Here is a 22,564-nt window from a genome sequence, read left to right as displayed (position 1 = left end):
GACGGAGCCACGGCCCGTGACCTGCGACCCGTGACCTGCGAGGGGACACCCTGACGATGCTTGCGACGAGTACGGCGTCCGCGACGCCCGCCATGTTCGACACGGTGCTGGTCGCCAACCGGGGCGAGATCGCGGTGCGGGTGATCCGTACGCTCCGCGCCCTCGGGGTGCGTTCGGTCGCCGTCTTCAGCGACGCGGACGCCGACGCCCGGCATGTGCGGGAGGCGGACACCGCCGTCCGGATCGGGCCGCCCGCCGCCACCGAGAGCTATCTGCGCACCGACCGGCTGCTGGCGGCGGCCGGGCGGACCGGCGCCCGAGCGGTGCACCCCGGCTACGGCTTCCTCGCGGAGAACGCCGCCTTCGCGGAGGCGTGCGAGGCCGCCGGGCTGGTCTTCGTCGGGCCGCCCGCCTCCGCCATCGCCCTGATGGGCGACAAGATCCGGGCCAAGGAGACGGTCCGGGCGGCCGGCGTCCCGGTGGTGCCCGGCTCCTCGGGCAGCGGGCTGAGCGACGCCGAACTGGCCGCCGCCGCCCGGGAGATCGGCATGCCGGTGCTGCTGAAGCCCTCGGCGGGCGGCGGCGGCAAGGGCATGCGGCTGGTCCGGTCGGAAGCGGCGCTGGCGGACGAGATCGCCGCCGCCCGGCGGGAGGCCCGTGCCTCCTTCGGGGACGACACACTGCTGGTGGAGCGGTGGATCGACCGCCCCCGGCACATCGAGATCCAGGTGCTGGCCGACGGCCACGGCAATGTCGTGCACCTGGGCGAGCGGGAGTGCTCGCTCCAGCGCCGCCACCAGAAGATCATCGAGGAGGCCCCGTCCGTCCTGCTGGACGAGGCGACCCGGGCGGCGATGGGCGAGGCGGCCGTCCAGGCGGCCCGCTCCTGCGGCTACCGGGGCGCGGGCACGGTCGAGTTCATCGTGCCGGGCGGCGATCCTGCCGCGTACTACTTCATGGAGATGAACACCCGTCTCCAGGTGGAGCACCCGGTCACCGAGCTGATCACCGGGCTCGACCTGGTGGAGTGGCAGCTGCGGGTGGCCGCCGGGGAGCCGCTGCCGTTCGGCCAGGACGACATCACCCTCACCGGACACGCGGTGGAGGCCCGGATCTGCGCCGAGGAACCCGCGCGCGGCTTCCTGCCCTCCGGTGGCGCGGTGCTGGCGCTCCGCGAGCCGGCCGGCGACGGGGTGCGCACCGACTCCGGACTGAGCACCGGCACCGAGGTCTCCAGCCTGTACGACCCGATGCTCGCCAAGGTGATCGCGTACGGCCCCGACCGCCCGGCCGCGCTGCGCCGGCTGCGGGCCGCGCTCGCCGGGACGGTCACCCTCGGCGTACCGACCAACGCGGGTTTCCTGCGGCGGCTGCTGGCCCACCCGGAGGTGGTGTCGGGCGACCTCGACACCGGTCTGGTGGAGCGGGAGGCCGACGCGCTGGTGCCGGACGGGGTGCCGGAGGAGGTGTACGCCGCCGCCGCGGCCGTCCGGGAGGCCGCGCTGGCCCCGGTGCCGGACGCCGGCGGCTGGACCGACCCGTTCTCGGTGCCCGGCGGCTGGCGGCTGGGCGGCCCCGCCGTGCCCCCGGTCCACTGGCTGCGGGTGCCCGGCCGGGAGCCGGTCGCCCGCACGGCCCCGGCCGGCGCCCGGGTGGCCGGGGGCTCGGTGACCGTCACCGTCGATGGGGTGACCCACACCTTCCACCGGGCGGGCGACTGGCTGGGCCGGGACGGCGACAGCTGGCACGTCCGGGACCACGACCCGGTGGCCGCCTCGCTCTCCGGCGCCGCCCGGTCCGGCGCCGACACCCTGGCCGCGCCCATGCCGGGCACGGTGACGGTGGTGAAGGTCGCGGTGGGCGACGAGGTGGCGGCCGGGCAGAGCCTGCTGGTGGTGGAGGCGATGAAGATGGAGCACGTCATCTCCGCCCCGCACGCCGGCACGGTCACCGAGCTGGAGGTCACCCCCGGCACCACCGTCGCCATGGACCAGGTGCTGGCCGTGGTCGTCCCGGCGGAGGAAGCCGCCCAGGGGGCCGGTGAGTCCACCGGCCCCGCGAAGGACCAGGACTCCGGCGGTCCCACGGAAGCCAGTTCCACGGAAGCCGGTTCCGCGGACGCGGGCCCCGTACGGCTGGAGGACGCGCGATGACCATCGACACCGGCGCCGGACTGCCGATGACCGTGCGCGACCCGGCCCTGCCCGCCCGGGTGCGCATCCATGAGGTGGGGCCGCGTGACGGCCTCCAGAACGAGCAGGGCACCGTACCGACCGAGGTGAAGGCCGAGTTCATCGAGCGCCTCGCCGCCGCCGGTCTCTCCACCATCGAGGCGACCAGCTTCGTCCACCCCAAGTGGGTCCCCCAACTGGCCGACGCGGAAGCACTGTTCCCGCTGGTCCGGGGGCTGGCGGGGGTACGGCTGCCGGTGCTGGTGCCCAATGAGCGCGGGCTCGACCGGGCGCTGGCGCTGGGGGCCCGGGAGACGGCCGTCTTCGCCAGCGCCACCGAGTCCTTCGCCAAGGCCAACCTCAACCGCACGGTGGACGAGGCGCTCGCCATGTTCGCCCCGGTCGTCACCCGGGCCGTGGAGCACGGGCTGCGGGTGCGCGGCTACCTCTCCATGTGCTTCGGCGACCCCTGGGAGGGCCCCGTACCGGTCGAACAGGTGGTCCGGGTGGGCCGCCGGCTGATGGACCTCGGCTGCGACGAACTCAGCCTGGGCGACACCATCGGCGTGGCCACCCCCGGCCATGTCCGGCGGCTGCTGACCGCCTGCAACGAGGCGGGCATACCCACCGGCGCCCTCGCCGTCCACTTCCACGACACCTACGGCCAGGCGCTCTCCAACACGCTCGCCGCGCTCCAGCACGGAGTGACCGTGGTGGACGCCTCGGCGGGCGGTCTGGGCGGCTGCCCGTACGCCAAGTCCGCCACCGGCAATCTCGCCACCGAGGACCTGGTGTGGATGCTGCACGGACTCGGCATCGAGACCGGGGTGGACCTCGGCCGGCTCACCGCCACCAGCCTCTGGCTCGCCGGCCGGCTCGGCCGGCCCAGCCCCTCCCGCACCGTCCGCGCCCTGGCCCCGGCCGCCCCCGGCGCGGAACAGGCCCCGGGCCTGCCCGGCGCCTCCGGCTCCCCCGATCCTCTTGATTCCCCTGATTCCGCCGGCTCCGCCGCGACCTCCGAGGAGTGACCGACCATGTCCCTGGACCACCGGCTTTCGCCGGAGCACGAGGAACTCCGCCGCACGGTCGAGGAGTTCGCCCACGATGTCGTCGCGCCCAAGATCGGCGACTTCTACGAGAGCCATGAGTTCCCGTACGAGATCGTCCGCGAGATGGGCCGGATGGGCCTGTTCGGGCTGCCGTTCCCGGAGGAGTACGGCGGCATGGGCGGCGACTACCTGGCCCTGGGCATCGCCCTGGAGGAACTGGCCCGGGTGGACTCCTCGGTGGCCATCACCCTGGAGGCGGGTGTCTCGCTCGGCGCCATGCCGGTGTACCGGTTCGGCACCGAGGAGCAGAAGCGCGAGTGGCTGCCCCGGCTCTGCGCGGGCGAACTGCTGGGCGCCTTCGGACTGACCGAGCCCGAGTGCGGCTCGGACGCGGGCGGCACCCGCACCACCGCCGTCCGGGACGGCGACTCCTGGGTGATCAACGGCTCCAAGTGCTTCATCACCAACTCCGGTACGGACATCACCGGTCTGGTCACGGTCACCGCCGTCACCGGCCGCAAGGAGGACGGCCGGCCGCTGATCTCCTCGATCATCGTGCCCTCCGGGACCCCCGGCTTCACGGTCGCGGCGCCCTACTCCAAGGTCGGCTGGAACGCCTCGGACACCCGGGAGCTGTCCTTCGACGGCGTCCGGGTGCCGCTCGCCAATCTGCTGGGCGAGGAGGGCCGGGGGTACGCCCAGTTCCTCCGGATCCTGGACGAGGGCCGGGTGGCCATCTCGGCGCTCGCCACCGGGCTGGCCCAGGGGTGCGTGGACGAGTCGGTCAGGTATGCCAAGGAGCGGCGGGCCTTCGGGCGGCCGATCGGGGACAACCAGGCCATCCAGTTCAAGATCGCGGACATGGAGATGCGCGCCCACATGGCCCGGATCGGCTGGCGGGACGCGGCCTCCCGGCTGGTGCGGGGCGAGCCGTTCAAGAAGGAGGCGGCGCTCGCCAAGCTGTACTCCTCCACGGTCGCCGTGGACAACGCCCGCGAGGCCACCCAGATCCACGGCGGCTACGGCTTCATGAACGAGTACCCGGTGGCCCGGATGTGGCGGGACTCCAAGATCCTGGAGATCGGCGAGGGCACCAGCGAGGTCCAGCGCATGCTGATCGCCCGCGAACTGGGCCTCTCCGCCTGAGGTCTCGGCCGGGGGTCTCGGCCGGGGGAGCCGAGGCCGGGGGGGGCCGGGGCCGGCCGCGTGGGCTCCCCCGTGGCGGCGGCCCGGCCCCCCGCGCAGTCGTCAGCCGCCCGGGCCCCGGGTAGGTTGCCGGAGATCGACGACGGTGCGGCTCTGGCAGGGGAAGCTCGTGCACGGATCACAGGAGAGGCCGCCCCCACGGGTGGGCCGGCCGCAGCGGCCGATCGACCCCGCCTCCGGGCCGGTCGCGGAACTCGCCTCGGAGCTGCGGGAATTACGGACCCGCGCGGGCTCGCCCGGCTACCGGGCGCTGGCGAAGAAGGCGCACTACTCGGCGAGCACCCTGGCCGACGCGGCCAAGGGCGACCGGCTGCCGACGCTGGAGGTGACGCTCGCCTACGTACAGGCGTGCGGCGGTGACACCGACGCCTGGGAGGCGCGGTGGCGGGCGGCCGCGGAGGTGCTCCGCCAGGACCTGCCCGGCGTGCCCCGGGAGGGGAGCCCCGCCGCTCGACCGCCCTGCCCCTACCCGGGCCTTGCCGCCTACACCGAACGGGACGCGGCGTTCTTCTTCGGGCGCGGGGACCTGGTCAAGCAGATCGTCCGGGCGATCGAGGAGCCCGGCGCCACCTCGCTGACCGCCGTCTTCGGGGCCTCCGGCAGCGGCAAGTCCTCCCTGGTCCACGCCGGGGTACTGCCGGCCCTGCGCCCGCGCCGCCGGCTCTGCCGGCTCACCCCGGGGGCCCGGCCGCTGAGCGAACTGGCCCGGACCGTGATCCGGTTGGCCCGCGAGACCTCCACCGGACCGGCGGGGAGCGTGCCGGGCGGCCACGACGAGCGCGCGTTCCCGGGGAACAGGCCCGGCGACCACGACGAGCGCGGGTCTGCGGCGAACGGGCCGTCCGGCCACGGCGGGCACGCGTCCACGGAACACGGGCCGGGCGTCCACGGCGACCGGGGAACAGTCGGGGGCGGGCCGGGCGACCACGGCGATCGGGGAACGGCCGGGGGCGCTCCGGGCGACCACGGCGAGCACGCGTCCACGGAACACGGGCCCTCCGGCCACAGTGAGCACGCGTCCACGGAACACGGGCCCTCCGGCCACGGCGAACGGGGGCTACCGGCACCACCCGTGCCGTTCTCGCCATCCGCGCCGACCTCACCACCCGTGCCGTTCACACCACCCGGGCCGGCCTCGCCGGACATCGCCGGCGACGAGGCGGCGGCCCGGGCGCTGGCCTCCCGGCTGCGCGCCGATCCGGACGCCCTCCGGGCCGCGCTGGCCGGGGGGCGGGCCGGCCGGCGGACCGGCGACGGCGCACCCGACAGCGGCCTGCTGCTGGCCGTCGACCAGTTCGAGGAGGTGTTCACGCTCTGCCCGGACGAGGCCGAGCGGAACGCCTTCATCGCCGCGGTGGCCGCACTGGGCGAGGCCCGGGACGAGGGGACGCACGTCCTGCTGGCCGTGCGCGCCGACTTCTACGCCCACTGCTGCGCGCACCCCCGGCTCGCGGCCGTCCTGCGGGCCAGCCGGCAGCTGCCGATCGGCCCGCCGTCCGACGCCGAGCTGCGCGAGATCGTCGCCGGTCCCGCCGTACGGCTGGGCACGGCGGTCGATCCGGAGCTGACCGCGACTCTGCTCGCGGCGGCCGACGGCCGGCCCGGCGCGCTGCCGCTGCTCTCCCACGTCCTGCGCGGGACCTGGCTGCGCGGTGGCGGGACGGCGCTGCGGATGGCCGACTACCGGGCCAGCGGGGGGCTGTTCGGCGCGGTGGCACAGACGGCCGAGGCGGTGTACGCCTCGGTGGGCGAGCCCGAACGGGAGATGACACGCGCCCTCTTCCTGCGGCTGACCGCGCTCGGCGAGGGCACCGCCGACACCCGGCGCCGGGTCTCCCGGGCCGAGCTGACCGGCCTCGCGGACGCCGGAACCGTGGACCGGCTGCTCGACACGCTGTCCGCCGCCCGGCTGGTCACCCTGGGCGAGCAGGGCGCGGACAGTGTGGAGGTGTCCCACGAGGCGGTGATCGAGGCGTGGCCCCGGCTGCGCGGCTGGCTCACCGACGACCGCGAGGCCCTGCTCACGCACCGCCGGCTGACCGAAGCGGCCGTCACCTGGGACGAGTTCGGCCGCGACCGGGAGCTGGTCTACCGGGGTGCCCGGCTCGCCGCCGCGGAGAGCTGGGCGGTCCGCCACGGCCACACCATGAACGACCTGGAGCGGGCCTTTCTCGCCGCCGGCACCGCCGCCGGCCGCCGGCGGGTGCGCCGCTCGCGCCAGGTCACCGGCGGCATGGCGGTCCTGCTGGTGCTCGCGCTCGTCGCGGCCGTGGCCGCCGTACAGGTCCAGCGGTCCGCCGGCCGGCAGCGGGACACGGCCCTGTCGGAGAAGGTCGCCGAGGAAGCCACCGATCTGCGCCGGGCCGATCCGGCGCTCGCGGCCCAGCTCGGCCTGGCCGCGTACCGTCTCTCCCCGACGCTCGCCGCCCGGGGCGCGCTGCTGAGCAGTTTCGCCGTGCCGATGTCCACCCGGCTGCGGTACGAGGTGAACACCGTGGCCTTCACCCGTGACGGCACCCGGATGGCCACCGGAGGCGACGACCGCAGGATCCGCGTCTGGGACGTCCGCCGGCCCCATCACCCCAGGGTGATCGCGGTCGTCCCCGGGGACCAGCCGGAGGACGTCGAGTGGCTGGACTACAGCGACGACGGAACCCTCCTGGTGAGCGGGGCGTACGACGGCTCGGTGCGGATCTGGGACACCGGGAGCGGGGTCGTGCCCCGGCTGCTGATCGGGTTCCCGGCGCACCGCGAGGCGGTGTTCCGGGCGGTGCTGAGCCCGGACGCCCGCGTCCTCGCCACGGCGAGCGCCGACGGCACCGTGGGTCTGTGGGACATCTCCCGGCCGCGCTCGCCCCGCCGGCTGGCGCGGCTGACGGGGCACACGGCGACCGTCGAGGCGCTGGCCTTCGCCCCGGACGGCCGGACGCTCGCCACCGGTTCGGACGACGGCGGCGGGGCGCTCTGGGACGTGTCGGTCCCCGGTCGTCCACGCCGGGCGGCCGTGCTGCCGGCCCGGGCGGGCGAGGTGTCCGGGGTCGCCTTCAGCCCCGACGGCCGTACGCTCGCGGCGGCCGGCGCGGACCATCTCGTACGGCTGTGGGACGTCTCCCGGCCGGCCGCCCCGGTCGCGCTGGCCGCGCTGGACGGGCACGCCGCGCCGCTCACCGCCGTGGCCTTCAGCCCCGACGGCCGGACCATGGCGACGGGCGGCTACGACTTCGCCGTACGGCTGTGGGATCTGTCCGAGCGCCGCCGCCCGCGGCCCCTCGGGCAGCTCGCCGTGCACACCAACCTCATCTGGTCCCTCACCTTCTCGCCGGACGGCCGCACCCTGGCCTCGGCGAGCGCGGACCACACCGCCGCCCTGACCGAGGTGCCGGGCGCGGTGCTGGGCGGCCACGGGACGGCGCTGACGGCGGCGGCCGTCAGCCCCGACGGCCGGCTCGCCGTCGTCGGCAGCGAGGACCGCGCCGCAGGGCTGTGGGACATCCGGGGCCCGGCCCGGCGGCCCGTGCCGCTGGCGGCGCCGGCCGGGCACACCGGCCAGGTGAAGGCCGTCGCGTTCAGCCGGGACGGCCGGACCCTGGTGACCGGCGGCATCGACACCACCCTCGGGCTGTGGGACGTCACCGCGCCGGGCCGGCCCGCCCGGGTGGCGACCGTACGGACCGGCGCGGATGTGCGCACGGTCGCGATGCACCCGGACGGAAGCCTGCTCGCGGCGGCCGGGGGCGGTGCTTCCCGGGTGCGGCTGTGGGACGTCCACGATCCCGCCCGGCCACGGGCGGCGGGGGTGCTGGAGGAGGACGCCGGCTCCCTCGCGATGGCGTTCAGCCCGCGCGGCGGCGTACTGGCCGTCGCCATCGTCGACGGGGTCCACCTCTGGGAGGTCCGCGCGCACGCGGAGCCCCGGCGGCTGGGGATGGTGGGCGGCCACAGCGACAGCGTGCAGGCGGTGGCGTTCGGTCCGGACGGCCGCACCCTGGCCACGACCGGGCTCGACGGCACCGTACGGCTCTGGGACGTACGCGATCCGGACCGGCCGCGCGTGCTGGCCACGCTGACCGGGCACATCGGGGGCGTCCAGGGCGTGGCGTTCGCCCCCGACGGCCGGTTGCTCGCCACCGCCGGCCAGGACGGCACCGTACGGCTGTGGAACACCACCGACCCGCGTCACCCGAGCGCCGAGGCCGTGCTCACCGGCCACACCGGCCAGGTGTACGCCGTCGCGTTCACCCCGGACGGCGGGACCCTGCTGAGCTCGGGCGAGGACCGGACGGCGCGGCTCTGGCCCACCCGCCCCGGGGCGGCGGCGGCCCGGATCTGCGCCGGGGCCCGCCCCCGGATCACCCCCACCGAGTGGCACCGCCACTTCCCCGCCGTCGACTACCACCCGCCCTGCCCGGCGGACGGCTGACGCCGTCCTGGTGACGGCCGCGCCGGGTGGGCGGCCGACCGGGTAACGGCTGATCCGGCGGCGGCCGACCGGGTGACCGGGTGACGGCCGGGCGGTGTCGGCCGGCGGCGGCCGGTGTCCGGCAGGCCGTTCGGTGCTGGTGAAACCGCTGGTCGGAAGGGTCGTACGGGCCCGGCCGCCGGCCCGCCCGGACAACCGCCGTTGTCCGATTGTCCGGGTCCGGCCGCTCCCCCTTCCGGACAACTCGGACGGCGTCAAGTCTGGTGTCCGCCGGGCGAACCCGGCTGGGCCGCGCACCCCGCCCGGCCCATGCGCAGGCAGAGGCCCGTGCACACACAGGCAGACAGACAGACCGAGACGACCGAGGAGTCACCATGTCGGCACCCGACCGAGAGACCTACGAGAAGAGCACCGAGGACGCCCGGAACCGGGCCGGACGCCTCAAGCACAAGGGAGCGCGACGGTTCGCCGTCCTGGGCGCCACCGCGGCGGCCCTGGCCGGGACGCTCTCCCTGGCCACCCCGGCGGCGAGCGCCCCGGCCGCGCGCCCCGCGCCGGGGCCGTCGCTGGAGCGGGTGTCCGCCGCCGCCTGCCACGAGGGCTACCTCTGTCTGTACGACGGCTTCAACTACAGCGGCTCGATTTACTCGGCCTACCGCTGCGGCGTGATCCACAACGTCGGCAAGGAGTGGGGCAGCGACAAGACCCGCTCCTACAACAACAACCAGACCGGCCGGGTGACCGCCGTCTTCTACAACTGGGACGGCGCCAACTGGCAGCCCATCGGGCAGTCCCGCGCCAAGGAGGCCAAGGCGGAGGCGCCGGCGATCTTCTACAACTCGCCGGGCGGGGTGGACGGCGTCAAGCCGTGCTGAGTCCGGTCTGAGCCGGCCCCTTCCCACCGGCGCCACGCGTCCACCGCGTGACACCGGACGCCGCCCGCCCACCGCATGACACCACGGACGCCACGCGTCCACCGCGCGACATCGTCTGCCCGGTCCCCACGCGGGGCCGGGCAGCCGGTCGTTCGGGGGCCCTGACGACGAGCACCGCGCGGAGACGCGGCGGGGACCGGGCGCGGCCCGGCGCCGGACCGGGCCCTGCCGGACGCGATCCGGGCCAGGTTTCGCCGGGTGCCGGACCAGGTCCCCGCCGGACGCCGGGCCAGGCTTGGCCGGGCGCCGGGCCAGGTAGGCGCATCCGCGTCGCGGTCGGCGGCCGCGCGGCCCGGGCTCACCCGCCCCTCGGGCCCCATGCCACCGCCACGTAAGGTTAGGCTAACCTGCCCCCCGAAACGTGTTCCCTGGCCGAAAACCGGCTCGTACGAAAGCGACCCGCTTATGCCCAGCACCGCCCGAGCCACCTCCTTCTCCCGCCGCGGCCTGCTCGCCGCGGGCGGCGCCCTCGGGCTCGGCGCCGCGCTCGTCGCCTGCGGCGGCGACAAGGACAAGAAGTCCGGCGGCTCCGCCGAGAGCGGCACGTCCGGCCCGTGGTCCTTCAAGGACGACCGGGGCACCGAGTCGAAGGCGAGCGGCACGCCGAAGAACATCGTGGCCTTCACCGGCACCGCCGCCGCGCTGTACGACTACGGCGTCGAGGTCAAGGGCGTTTTCGGGCCGACCAAAACCAAAGACGGCAAGCCGGACGTCCAGGCCGGCGACCTGGACATCAGCAAGGTCGAGATCATCGGCAATGTCTGGGGCGAGTTCAACCTGGAGAAGTACGCCAAGCTGAGCCCGGACCTGCTGGTCACCGACATGTGGCAGAAGGACGCCCTCTGGTACGTGCCGGACCAGTCCAAGGACAAGATCACCAAGCTGGCCAAGAACACCGTCGCCCTCTGGGCCGCCACGGTCTCCATGCCCAAGGTCCTCCAGCGCCGCGCCGAACTGGCCGAGTCGCTCGGCGCCGACCTCAAGGACAAGAAGACGGTCGACGCCAAGGCACGGTTCGAGAAGGCCGCCGCCCGGCTGCGCGCCGCCGCCAAGTCGAAGCCGGGGATCACGGTCCTGATCGGCTCCGCCAGCGCCGACCTGTTCTATGTCTCGGTGCCCAAGATGTCCGCCGACACGGCCTACTTCGAGGAGCTGGGCGTGAAGTTCGTCCAGCCCAAGGCGGACGCCCAGGGCTTCTTCGAGAACCTCAGCTGGGAGAACGCCGGCAAGTACAAGGCGGACATCATCATGATGGACAACCGCTCCTCGGCGCTCCAGCCCTCCGCGCTGACCTCCAAGCCGACCTGGGCCCAGCTCCCCGCCGTCAAGGCCGGGCAGGTCATTCCGCGCGTCACCGAGCCGATCTACTCGTACGCCAAGTGCGCGCCGATCCTGGAGGACCTCGCCAAGGCGATCGAGAACGCGAAGAAGGTGGCCTGAGCCGTATGACGACCGCCGAGACCGCCCCGTTCGACTTCTTCCGCCTGGAGGTGACCCGGACGCGGCGGCTCGGTCCGTCGCTGGTCCGGGTCACCTTCACCGGCCCGGACCTGGCCCGTTGTCACGCCGGCGGCCGGGACCAGAGCCTGTCGCTGTTCCTGCCGCGCCCCGGCCAGTCCGAGCCGGTGCTGCCGCCGCTGGGCGAGACGGACATGTACGGCACCCTGGGCGCCTGGCGGGCCCTGCCCGAGGACGAACGGGCCGTGATGCGCTCGTACACCGTGCGGGAACAGCGCCGGCGGCCGGACGCCCCGGACGACCCCGGTGAGCTGGACATCGACTTCGCGCTGCACGCCGACGGCGGGCCCGCCTGCCGCTGGGCGGAGCGGGCCTCGGCGGGTGACCGGGTGGTCGTCCTCGGCCCGGCCGTCGCGGAGAACACCTCGGTGCGCTTCCGGCCGCCGGCCGACGCGGACGAGATCCTGATCTGGGGCGACGAGACCGCGCTGCCGGCCGCCGCCGCGATCCTGGAGTGGCTGCCGCCCGGTACCCGCGCCCGGGTGTGGCTGGAGGTGCCGTACGCCGCCGACCGGCTGGAGCCGGCCACCGGGGCCGACGCCACGATCACCTGGCTGGTACGCGAGGAGGGCGCCCCGGCCGCCGTGGACGCGGTCCGGGCGGCCGAACTGACGGGCTCGGCCCCGTACGCCTGGATCGCGGGCGAGTCGGGCTCGGTCAAGGCGCTCCGCCGGCACCTGGTCGACGAGCGCGGCTTCGACCGCCGCCGGGTGACCTTCGTGGGCTACTGGTGCCGGGGCGTGAGCGAGGACGCCCTGCGCGAGGTGCCGGAGGGCGACGCCGCGTAGGACCGGTCCGGCACCCGGCACCCGGCGCCTCGCGCCGACCCTTCGTGCGCCCTCTTCCGCGCGGCCCCTTCCGCACAACCTTTTCCGTACGACCCCTTCCGCACGACGACTTCGTACGGGCTTCGTACGGGATTTCGCACGGGACCTTCCCCCGCCCCACGGGCGTTCGTACGGGCCTCCCGCGGGGCCTTCGTACGGAGCCGGGCTCCGGGGCCCCGCCGGATGCGACGGCCAGGGCTCCGGAGCCCCGCCGCGCGGGCCCCGTTCCGGGCGGCCCCGGAACGGCCGGGGGCCGCCCCCACCCCATGGCCCGAGCGCCCGGGCGCGCCCTTCCGCGCACCCCCGCCTAACTGGTCGGAACACAAGGGTCGTACGGGACACAAGCGACACACGGCCAGGGGAGGGATCTTTGCGAAAGCAGTTAGGTTAGGCTAACCTCACTTCCACTTCGGCCCCCGCGCCCCCACGCCTTCAGATCCTGAGGGCCGATCTCGTCCCCGTCCCCGGGAGGACCCCCGCATGCGCTCGCACCTGCTCAATGACGCGACAGCGGAGCAGTACCGACGGTCCGTCAACGATGGCGTCGAGCGAGTGGCCAGGAGACTGTCCACCACCACCCGGCCGTTCACCGGCGTCACCCCCGACGACCTGGCCCCCGCCGTCGCCGCCGTCGACCTCGACCAGCCGCTCGGCGACGCCTCCGCCGCGCTGGACGAGCTGGAGGGCCTCTACCTCGACGACGCCGTGTACTTCCACCACCCGCGCTATCTGGCCCACCTCAACTGCCCGGTCGTCATCCCGGCCGTGGTCGGCGAGGCGGTGCTCTCCGCCGTCAACTCGTCCCTGGACACCTGGGACCAGAGCGCCGGCGGCACGCTGATCGAGCGGCGCCTGATCGACTGGACCAACGGCCGGATCGGCTTCGGCGAGAGCGCCGACGGCGTCTTCACCAGCGGCGGCAGCCAGTCCAACCTCCAGGCCCTGCTGCTCGCCCGCGAGGAGGCCAAGACGGCCGACCTGGCGAAACTGCGGATCTTCTCCTCGGAGTGCAGCCACTTCAGCGTCCAGAAGTCCGCCAAACTCCTCGGGCTGGGAGCCGACGCGGTCGTCGCCATCCCCAGCGACCGCGACAAGCGGATGCAGACCGTGATCCTCGCCGCCGAGCTGGAGCGCTGCGCCGCCCAGGGTCTGGTCCCGATGGCGGTCGTCGCCACCGCCGGCACCACCGACTTCGGCTCCATCGACCCGCTGCCGCAGATCGCGGAGCTGGCCGCCCGGCACGGTGCCTGGTTCCATGTGGACGCCGCCTACGGCTGCGGACTGCTCGCCTCCCCCACCCGCCGGCACCTGCTCGACGGCATCGAGCGCGCCGACTCGGTGACGGTCGACTACCACAAGTCCTTCTTCCAGCCGGTCAGTTCCTCCGCACTGCTGGTCCGTGACGGGGCCACGCTGCGCCATGCCACCTACCACGCGGACTACCTCAACCCGCGCCGCACGGTGGAGGAGCGGATACCCAACCAGGTCGACAAGTCGCTCCAGACCACCCGCAGGTTCGACGCCCTCAAGCTGTGGATGACCCTGCGGGTGATGGGCGCCCAGGGTGTCGGGGAGCTGTTCGACGAGGTGTGCGACCTGGCCGCCGAGGGCTGGAAGCTGATCGCCGCCGACCCCCGGTACGACGTGGTGGTGGAACCCACCCTCTCCACCCTGGTCTTCCGCTACATACCGGCCTCGGTCACCTCGCCCGCCGCCATCGACCGGGCCAACCTCTATGCCCGCAAGGCGCTGTTCGCCTCCGGTGAGGCGGTCGTCGCCGGCACCAAGGTCGGCAGCCGCCAGTACCTCAAGTTCACCCTGCTCAACCCCGAGACCACCGTGGCCGACATGGCCGCCGTCCTCGATCTGATCGCCGGCCACGCCGAGCAGTACCTGGGAGAGACCCTTGTCCACGCCTCTTGATTTCCTCGGCATCGGCCTGGGCCCGTTCAACCTCGGTCTCGCCTGCCTCACCGAGCCCATCGACGAACTGAACGGACTGTTCCTGGAGTCCAAGCCGGACTTCGAATGGCACTCCGGGATGTTCCTGGAGGGCGCGCACCTCCAGACGCCGTTCCTCTCGGACCTGGTCACCCTGGCCGACCCGACCTCGCCGTACTCCTTCCTCAACTACCTGAAGGAGAGCGGCCGGCTCTACTCGTTCTACATCCGCGAGAACTTCTATCCGCTGCGCACCGAGTACAACGACTACTGCCGCTGGGCCGCCGCCAAGCTGAGCAGTGTGCGCTTCTCCACCACGGTGACCTCGGTGGAGTACGAGGAGGCGCGGGACGGCGCGAGCGAGGGCGTGTACGTCGTCCGCACCGCCGCCGGCGAGAGCTTCCGCGCCCGCCGGCTGGTGCTGGGCACCGGCACCCCGCCGTACATTCCGGAGGCCTGCCAGGGGCTCGGCGGGGACGCCATCCACAACTCCCGCTACCTCCCGGCCAAGGAGGAGCTCCAGAAGAAGAAGTCGATCACCCTGGTGGGCAGCGGCCAGAGCGCCGCCGAGATCTACTACGACCTGCTCTCCGAGATCGACGTCCACGGCTACCGGCTCAACTGGGTCACCCGCTCCCCGCGCTTCTTCCCGCTGGAGTACACCAAGCTCACGCTGGAGATGACCTCGCCGGAGTACATCGACTACTTCCACGCGCTGCCCGAGGCCACCCGCTACCGGCTGGAGACGGAGCAGAAGGGTCTGTTCAAGGGCATCGACAGCGAGCTGATCGACGCCATCTTCGACCTGCTCTACCAGAAGAGCCTCAAGGGCCCGGTGCCCACCCGGCTGCTCACCAACTCCTCGCTGAACAGCGCCTCGTACGAGGACGGCGGCTACACCCTGGGGCTCCGCCAGGAGGAACAGGGCAAGGACTACGAGCTGGTCACCGAGGGCCTGGTGCTGGCCACCGGCTACAAGTACGCCGTCCCGGCCTTCCTGGAGCCGATCCGGGACCGGCTGCGCTGGGACCGCCAGGGGCGCTTCGACATCGCCCGCAACTACGCGGTCGACACCACCGGGCGCGGGGTGTTCCTCCAGAACGCGGGCGTGCACACCCACTCGGTCACCTCGCCCGACCTGGGCATGGGCCCGTACCGCAACGCGTACATCATCGGTGAGCTGCTGGGCCGGGAGTACTACCCGGTCGAGAAGTCCATCGCGTTCCAGGAGTTCACCGTATGACCGGCCCGAACGGCACCCCCGCCACGGACGGCACGGCCCCCGCGAACGGCACCGGCACCGGCACCCCGGACAGCACGGCCGCCGCGCACGGCACCGGCACCGGCACCACGGCCGGCCCGGGTGCCGCCGCTCTCACCACCCCGCTCGGCACCTTCGGCTTCCGCCCCCTGGACCCGGTGGCCGACGGCGAGCTGGTGCACTCCTGGGTGACCCACCCCAAGGCGGCGTTCTGGCTGATGCAGGGCCTCGACCGGGCCGAGGTGGAGCGGGAGTACGCGACCGTCGCGGCCCACCCGCACCACGATGCCTTCGTCGGGCTGCGCGACGGCGCGCCCGCCTTCCTGATGGAGCGCTACGACCCCCGGTACGTGGAGCTGGTCGGGCTGTACGACCCGGAGCCGGGCGACATCGGGATGCACTTCCTGACGCCCCCGACCGACACCCCGGTGCACGGCTTCACCCGGGCGGTGATCACCGCCGTGATGGCGGAGCTGTTCACAGACCCGGCCGTCCGCCGGGTGGTGGTGGAGCCGGACGCGAGCAACACCGCCGTGCACGCGCTCAACGAGGTGGTCGGCTTCGAGCCGGTGGCGAAGATCGTCAAGCCGGAGAAGGAGGCGCTGCTGAGCTTCTGCACCCGCGAGCAGTTCCGCGCCGCCACCGGGATCGCCGTATGACCACCACCGCCGCCACCGCCACGGCCGCGACCGACGGCACCACCGGCACCGCCGGCACGACCACCGACAGCCCCGGGACCACCGGTATCACCGGCACGCCCCCCGAAAAGACCCCCGACACGACGACCGACGCCCCCACGACGAGCGACGTGAGCACCCCTGTGACTTCCACCCACGCCCCCACGACCACGGCCGGCCCGGCGGTGGCCCTCCACTCCCCCGCCGGACCGGCCGACGCGGTCGCCCACCTCACCCCGGAGCGCTGGGCCGAGGCCAACCGGGCGCTGATCCGCAAGGCCCTGGCCGAGTTCACCCATGAGCGGCTGCTGACCCCGGAGCACCTCGTGGGGGACGAGGGCGCGTACCGGGTGCGCGGTGACGACGGCCGGACCGAGTACCGGTTCCGGGCCGAGCGGTACGCCCTGGACCACTGGGACGTCTCGGCGGAGTCGGTCACCCGCCTCCGGGACGGCGAGGAACTGCCGCTGGACGCACTGGAGTTCGTGATCGAACTGCGCGGCTCGCTCGGGCTGAGCGACGCCGTCCTGCCGGTCTACCTGGAGGAGATCTCCTCCACCCTCTCCGGTACGGCGTACAAGGCGGCCAAGCCGCACCTCCCGGCCGCCGCGCTGGCGAAGGCGGACTTCCAGACGGTCGAGACCGGGATGACCGAGGGCCACCCCTGCTTCGTCGCCAACAACGGCCGGCTCGGCTTCGGGATCGGGGAGTTCCACGCGTACGCCCCCGAGGCGGCGCACGGGGTGCGGCTGGTCTGGCTGGCCGCCCGCCGCGACCGGGCCGCCTTCACCGCCGGTGAGGGCATCGACTACGAGAGCTTCGTCCGCGCCGAGCTGGGCGACGCCGCCGTGGACGGCTTCGCCGGGACCCTGGCGGACCAGGGGCTGGACTTCGCGGACTATCTGCTGATCCCGGCGCACCCCTGGCAGTGGTGGAACAAGCTGTCCGTCTCCTTCGCCGCCGAGGTGGCCCAGCGGCGGCTGGTGTACTTGGGAGAGGGCGACGACCGCTATCTGGCGCAGCAGTCGATCCGTACCTTCTTCAACACCTCCGACCCGGCCAAGCACTACGTCAAGACGGCGCTCTCGGTCCTCAACATGGGCTTCATGCGCGGGCTTTCGGCGGCGTACATGGAGGCCACCCCGGCCATCAACGACTGGCTGGCCGGAGTGATCGGGAACGACGGGGTGTTCAAGGCGGCCCGCTTCTCGATCATCCGGGAGCGCGCGGCCGTCGGCTACCGGCACCTGGAGTACGAGGCCGCCACCGACCGCTACTCGCCCTACCGGAAGATGCTCGCCGCGCTCTGGCGGGAGAGCCCCGCGGCCGGTCTGGAGGAGGGCCGCCGGCTCGCCACCATGGCCTCGCTGCTCCATGTCGACCGGGACGGCGGCTCGTTCGCGGGTGCGCTGATCGCGGAGTCCGGGCTGGCCCCCGCCGCGTGGCTGCGCGGCTATCTGGACGCCTACCTGGTGCCGGTGCTGCACGCCTTCTACGCGTACGACCTGGTCTTCATGCCGCACGGCGAGAACGTGATCCTGGTGGTGGCGGACGGCGCCGTCGAGCGCGCGGTCTTCAAGGACATCGCCGAGGAGATCGCGGTGATGGACCCGGACGCGGTGCTGCCGCCGGAGGTGCGGCGGATCCGGGTGGAGGTGCCGGAGGACACCAAGCTGCTGTCCGTCTTCACCGATGTCTTCGACTGCTTCTTCCGCTTCCTCGCGGCCATCCTGGACGGCGAGGGCGTGCTCCCGGAGGACGACTTCTGGCGCACGGTCGCGGAGTGCGTCCACGGCTACCAGGAGTCCGTGCCGGAGCTGGCGGAGAAGTTCGCCCGCTACGACATGTTCACGGACGTCTTCGCGCTGTCCTGCCTCAACCGGCTCCAGCTGCGGAACAACCAGCAGATGGTCGACCTGGCCGACCCGTCCGGCGCGCTCCAGTTCGCGGGCACGCTGGCCAACCCGATCGCGCGGTACGCGAAGCGCTGAGAAGCGCCCCAGAACCGGCCGTGGTTCTGCGGGGAGTACGGTCCCCCGCAGAGCCCCGGCCCCCGGCACCGGCCGGGGTTCTGTGGGGAGTACGGTCCCCCACAGACCCCCGGCCGGTGCCTTCTCCGCCCCCGGGACGGCGCCGTCCCCCGGGCCTGCGCCTTCTCCGTCCCCGCGCCGGTGCCTTCTCCGTCCCGGGGTCGCACCGCGGCCCGCCCCGATCGTCCGGCGATGACAGAATCACGGCATGGCGGAGATCATCCAGCAGGACGGGACCTGGACCTTCGACGGCGACGTCATACGGGTCGTGCCGGGCGGCGACAAGAGCGTGTCGCCGCTGCGCAGGACGCTCGGGGAGGTGGCCGTGCCGCTGCGGGCGGTGGCCGGGATCTCCCTGGAGAGCGGCCGGAAGGCGGCCCGGCTGCGGCTGCGGCTCCGGGAGGGCGCCGATCCGCTGATCCAGGCCACCGGCGGCCGGCTGGAGGAGGCGTCCGACCCGTACCGGCTGACGGTCGCCCGGGACCGGACCGGGGTGGCGGAGTACTTCGTGGACGAGGTGCGGAACGCCCTGCTGCTCGACGAGGTGGAACAGGGGCCGACCGACAGCTATCTGCTGCCGGGCCCCGCGCTGCCGGTCACGGTGGGCGCCGGGGACGGCACGGTCGCCTTCGACGGCGAGCGGATCCGGCTCTCCTGGAACTGGAAGACCGAGGAGTCGAAGGCGTCCGGCGGCGAGCGGACGCTGAGCCTGGCCGAGGTGGACGCCGTGGAGTGGCTCCCGGCGACCGGGCTGGAGAACGGGTTCCTCCGCTTCCGCACCGGAGGGTCCTCGGCCGGCGGGGGCCCGGCCGGCGGGGCCTCGGCCGTGGTGCCCGCGAAGTACGACCCGTACGCCGTGGAGCTGTGGGGGTTCCGCAAGGACCCGCTGATGGCGCTGGTGGCCGCCGCCGTGGTGGCCCGGCTGCCGCATCCGAACGCCCCCCGCCCGGCCGCCCTCCCGTCCGGACCGGCCGCGGGGGCGCCGGGACCCGCCACCGGCCGGGGCGGCGACGATCCGGACGCCCTGCTGCGACGGCTGCGGGAGCTGGGCGAGCTGCACCGCTCGGGGGTGCTCACCGACGAGGAGTTCACCCTGGCCAAGCAGGCCGTCCTGAAACGCCTCTGAGCCGGGCCGGGGGCCTCGTACGCCGCCCCCGCACGCTCTCGTACGCCCCCCGTGTCCCTTCGCCCCCGCTTTACACACCCTCCCGTGCCTCCGATCATGAAGTCCCTGCCCGAATTCGGGCAGGAATCTTGCGCGGAAACGCTTCCGCACCCCAGTATCTACGGGTGCTCGAACGCCGCCCGTCGCATGACGACCTCATCGACCATCTGGTCCGCAGCACCGCGCTCCCGCGCGGTGAGGCCGTCCGGGTGGTGCTGGACGTGCTGGCGTACTTCGACGAGACGACCGAGGAGTTCGTCCGCCGCCGCCACCGGGAGCTCCAGGCGGGCGGCGCGGTGAACGCCACGATCTTCGAGCGCATCGCGGCCGAGCTGCCGTACCGCGCCGTGGCGCCACCGGAGCTCTCGCTCCGGCAACTGCGCCGCATCGTCTACGGCTGACCGGCTCCCGGCCGGATCACGGGTCACCGGGTCACCGGGTCACCGGGTCACCGGGTCACCGGATCACCGGACGGCCGAATCGCCGGATCGCCCGCCCGCCGCTCGTCGCGGAGGCAGAGGCACCGGGCACACCCGCAAACACTCGGAGGGGCAACACCACATGTGCGGAATCGTCGGTTACATCGGGAAGCGCGACGTCGCTCCGCTGCTGCTGGAGGGTCTGCAGCGGCTGGAGTACCGGGGGTACGACTCCGCCGGCGTCGTCATCACCAGCCCGAAGGCCACCGGTCTGAAGATGGTCAAGGCCAAGGGCCGGGTGCGTGACCTGGAGGCCCGCGTCCCCAAGCGCTTCACCGGCACCACCGGCATCGCCCACACCCGCTGGGCCACCCACGGCGCCCCGAGCGACGAGAACGCCCACCCGCACATGTCGGCCGACAACAAGGTCGCCGTGGTGCACAACGGCATCATCGACAACGCCACCGAGCTGCGCGCCAAGCTGGAGGCGGACGGTGTCGTCTTCCTCTCCGAGACCGACACCGAGGTCCTCACCCACCTGGTCGCCCGCTCCGAGGCCCCGACCCTGGAGGAGCGGGTCCGCCAGGCGCTGAAGCTGGTCGAGGGCACCTACGGCATCGCCGTGATGCACGCCGACTTCAACGACCGGATCGTCGTGGCCCGCAACGGCTCCCCGGTGGTCCTGGGCATCGGCGAGAAGGAGATGTTCGTCGCCTCCGACGTGGCCGCGCTGGTCGCCCACACCCGCCAGGTGGTGACCCTGGACGACGGCGAGATGGCCACCCTCAAGGCGGACGACTTCCGTACGTACACCACCGAGGGCTCCCGTACGACCGCCACGCCGACCACCGTCGAGTGGGAGGCCGAGTCGTACGACATGGGCGGCCACGACACGTACATGCACAAGGAGATCTACGAGCAGGTCGACGCCGTCGACCGAGTGCTGCGCGGCCGGATCGACGACCGGTTCTCCACCGTGCACCTGGGCGGTCTGAACCTGGACGCCCGCGCGGCGCGCGGCATCCGCCGGGTCAAGATCCTGGGCTGCGGCACCTCGTACCACGCCGGGCAGATCGGTGCCCAGATGATCGAGGAGCTGGCCCGGATTCCCGCCGACGCCGAGCCGGCCTCGGAGTTCCGCTACCGCGACCCGGTGGTGGACCCGGACACCCTCTACATCGCCGTCTCCCAGTCCGGCGAGACCTACGACGTGCTCGCCGCCGTGCAGGAGCTGAAGCGCAAGGGCGCCCGCGTCCTCGGCGTGGTCAATGTGGTCGGCTCGGCCATCGCCCGTGAGACGGACGGCGGTGTGTACGTGCACGCCGGCCCCGAGGTCTGCGTCGTCTCCACCAAGTGCTTCACCAACACCGTGGTCGCCTTCGGTCTGCTCGCCCTGCACCTCGGCCGCATCCGGGACCTGTCGGTGGCCGACGGCAAGCGGATCATCGAGGGCCTGCGCAAGCTGCCCGGCCAGATCAGCGAGATCCTGGCCGGCGAGGACGAGATCAAGAAGCTGGCCGAGCAGTTCACCGATGCCAAGTCGATGCTCTTCATCGGCCGCGTCCGGGGCTACCCGGTGGCCCGCGAGGCGTCCCTGAAGCTCAAGGAGGTCTCGTACATCCACGCCGAGGCCTACCCGGCCTCCGAGCTCAAGCACGGCCCGCTGGCACTGATCGAGCCCGCCATGCCGACGGTCGCGATCGTCCCGGACGACGACCTGCTGGAGAAGAACCGCGCGGCCCTGGAGGAGATCAAGGCCCGCAGCGGCAAGATCGTCGCCGTGGCCCACCAGGTCCAGGAGAAGGCGGACCACACCATCGTCGTCCCGAAGAACGAGGACGAGCTGGACCCGATCCTGATGGGCATCCCGCTCCAGCTGCTCGCCTACCACACCGCCCTGGCCCTTGGCCGGGACATCGACAAGCCGCGCAACCTGGCGAAGTCCGTCACGGTCGAGTAGGCACTCCCCGTACCTCCCGTACGCATCACCCCGGGTCTCCCGGATTCCCGGACCCCGGCCCCCCGGCCCCCGGCGCGCGCATCCCGCCCGCGCCGGGGGCCGGCGCCGTGGGGAGGGTGGGGCCGTACGGGGGAACGCCGGGGCCCCGCGGAGGGCGGGGGCCCTACGGGACGGCCGGGGCATCGCGGGAACGCGGAGGCTGTACGGGACGGCCGGGGCCTCGCGGAGGGCGGAGGCCGTCGGGAGGGCCGGGGCTTCACGGAACGCGGAGGTCGTACGGGAGGGCCGGGGCGTCGCGGGAACGCAGGAGCCTGCGGAACACCGGCGCCGTACGGACGCGGGGGGACTTACGGAACGCGGGGACTTACCGGAACGCGCGGGGACTCACGGAACGCGGGGCCCTACGGGATGACGACGACCGGCCGCTGGGCGCGGCGGGCCAGACGGCCGGCGACCGAGCCGAAGACCCGGCCGACCAGTCCGTGCGAGGAACCGACCACGATGGCGTCCGCCGAGTACTCCCGGCCGACCTCCTCCAGCTCGTGGCAGATGTCGCCGCCGCGCTCGACCAGGATCCAGGGGACCTCGGCCAGATAGTCGGCGCAGGCCAGTTCCAGGCCGAGCACCTCGGTGCGGTGATCGGGCACGTCCACGAAGACGGGCGGCTCGCAGCCGGCCCAGACGGTGGTGGGCAGCCGGTTGGCCACATGCACGATGATCAGACCGGAGCCGGAGCGGCGGGCCATGCCGATGGCGTAGGCGAGGGCACGCTCGCTGGAGGTCGATCCGTCGAAGCCGACGACGACGCCGTGCTGGAAGGCGGGGTCGCAGGCGTGGCGCGTCTCGTTCGCCGCCAAGGGGTCGACCGCCGAATCGGCGACCTTCCGGCGGTTCGCGGGCTCAGAGTATTCGTGACCGGCCATCGATGTCTCGGCGAAGAAGGTCCTGATGAAACCTGATGAAACCTGATGAGAAAGGACAGGGC

General features: G+C 73.4%; 15 protein-coding genes. 14 read left to right on the top strand and 1 reads right to left on the bottom strand.

The window, feature by feature from the left end:
• Positions 1 to 92 precede the first annotated feature (92 nt).
• The 14 genes from NX801_RS19320 to glmS all read left to right on the top strand — a co-directional run bounded on the left by NX801_RS19320 (position 93) and on the right by glmS (position 21,579).
• On the top strand, positions 93 to 2,153 hold the full coding sequence (locus NX801_RS19320; protein WP_258789083.1) for an acetyl-CoA carboxylase biotin carboxylase subunit: 2,061 nt from the start codon (positions 93 to 95) through the stop codon (positions 2,151 to 2,153).
• Complete coding sequence (locus NX801_RS19315; RefSeq protein WP_258789025.1) at positions 2,150 to 3,199, top strand: hydroxymethylglutaryl-CoA lyase; 1,050 nt, start codon at positions 2,150 to 2,152, stop codon at positions 3,197 to 3,199. Before NX801_RS19320 ends, NX801_RS19315 begins: the two co-directional genes overlap by 4 nt.
• A 6-nt stretch (positions 3,200 to 3,205) precedes the next feature.
• Entirely contained in the window at positions 3,206 to 4,366 is a 1,161-nt protein-coding gene (locus NX801_RS19310; protein ID WP_258789023.1) for an acyl-CoA dehydrogenase family protein, read from the top strand.
• A gap of 169 nt (positions 4,367 to 4,535) precedes the next feature.
• Positions 4,536 to 8,846 carry an nSTAND1 domain-containing NTPase gene (locus tag NX801_RS19305; RefSeq protein WP_258789021.1) on the top strand — a complete coding sequence of 1,437 codons (4,311 nt, stop codon included), beginning with the start codon at positions 4,536 to 4,538 and terminating at the stop codon, positions 8,844 to 8,846.
• A gap of 374 nt (positions 8,847 to 9,220) precedes the next feature.
• Positions 9,221 to 9,721 (top strand): peptidase inhibitor family I36 protein, encoded by a 501-nt coding sequence (locus NX801_RS19300; protein WP_258789020.1) that lies wholly within the window; start codon positions 9,221 to 9,223, stop codon positions 9,719 to 9,721.
• A gap of 465 nt (positions 9,722 to 10,186) precedes the next feature.
• The gene (locus tag NX801_RS19290; protein ID WP_258789019.1) at positions 10,187 to 11,221 is read left to right on the top strand and encodes an ABC transporter substrate-binding protein; all 1,035 of its coding nucleotides are present in this window, start codon (positions 10,187 to 10,189) and stop codon (positions 11,219 to 11,221) included.
• A gap of 5 nt (positions 11,222 to 11,226) precedes the next feature.
• Positions 11,227 to 12,087, top strand: coding sequence for a siderophore-interacting protein (locus NX801_RS19285; protein ID WP_258789018.1), 861 nt, complete (start codon positions 11,227 to 11,229; stop codon positions 12,085 to 12,087).
• 519 nt (positions 12,088 to 12,606) lie between these two features.
• Complete coding sequence (locus NX801_RS19280; RefSeq protein WP_258789017.1) at positions 12,607 to 14,049, top strand: pyridoxal phosphate-dependent decarboxylase family protein; 1,443 nt, start codon at positions 12,607 to 12,609, stop codon at positions 14,047 to 14,049.
• On the top strand, positions 14,033 to 15,310 hold the full coding sequence (locus NX801_RS19275) for a lysine N(6)-hydroxylase/L-ornithine N(5)-oxygenase family protein (protein ID WP_258789016.1): 1,278 nt from the start codon (positions 14,033 to 14,035) through the stop codon (positions 15,308 to 15,310). Before NX801_RS19280 ends, NX801_RS19275 begins: the two co-directional genes overlap by 17 nt.
• The gene (locus tag NX801_RS19270) at positions 15,307 to 15,987 is read left to right on the top strand and encodes a GNAT family N-acetyltransferase (protein WP_309505860.1); all 681 of its coding nucleotides are present in this window, start codon (positions 15,307 to 15,309) and stop codon (positions 15,985 to 15,987) included. Before NX801_RS19275 ends, NX801_RS19270 begins: the two co-directional genes overlap by 4 nt.
• Entirely contained in the window at positions 15,984 to 17,996 is a 2,013-nt protein-coding gene (locus NX801_RS19265; RefSeq protein ID WP_309505859.1) for an IucA/IucC family protein, read from the top strand. The genes NX801_RS19270 and NX801_RS19265 overlap by 4 nt, the downstream gene beginning before the upstream one ends.
• Positions 17,997 to 18,243: 247 nt before the next feature.
• Positions 18,244 to 19,161 carry a DUF4429 domain-containing protein gene (locus NX801_RS19260; RefSeq protein WP_258789015.1) on the top strand — a complete coding sequence of 306 codons (918 nt, stop codon included), beginning with the start codon at positions 18,244 to 18,246 and terminating at the stop codon, positions 19,159 to 19,161.
• Between the two features lie 164 nt (positions 19,162 to 19,325).
• Positions 19,326 to 19,601 (top strand): hypothetical protein, encoded by a 276-nt coding sequence (locus NX801_RS19255; protein WP_258789014.1) that lies wholly within the window; start codon positions 19,326 to 19,328, stop codon positions 19,599 to 19,601.
• A 160-nt stretch (positions 19,602 to 19,761) separates the two neighbouring features.
• Complete coding sequence (glmS, locus tag NX801_RS19250; protein ID WP_258789013.1) at positions 19,762 to 21,579, top strand: glutamine--fructose-6-phosphate transaminase (isomerizing); 1,818 nt, start codon at positions 19,762 to 19,764, stop codon at positions 21,577 to 21,579.
• 401 nt (positions 21,580 to 21,980) lie between these two features.
• Here the strand turns inward: glmS and NX801_RS19245 are convergent, their stop codons facing one another.
• Positions 21,981 to 22,502, bottom strand: a complete 522-nt coding sequence (locus NX801_RS19245; protein ID WP_258789012.1) for a universal stress protein — start codon at positions 22,500 to 22,502, stop codon at positions 21,981 to 21,983.
• Positions 22,503 to 22,564: the final 62 nt, after the last annotated feature.

It is taken from the genome of Streptomyces pyxinae, assembly GCF_024756275.1.
GTDB lineage: Bacteria > Actinomycetota > Actinomycetes > Streptomycetales > Streptomycetaceae > Streptomyces > Streptomyces pyxinae.
Note: the sequence above shows the minus strand (reverse complement) of the source record. Positions and strands in the feature narration are given on the sequence as shown.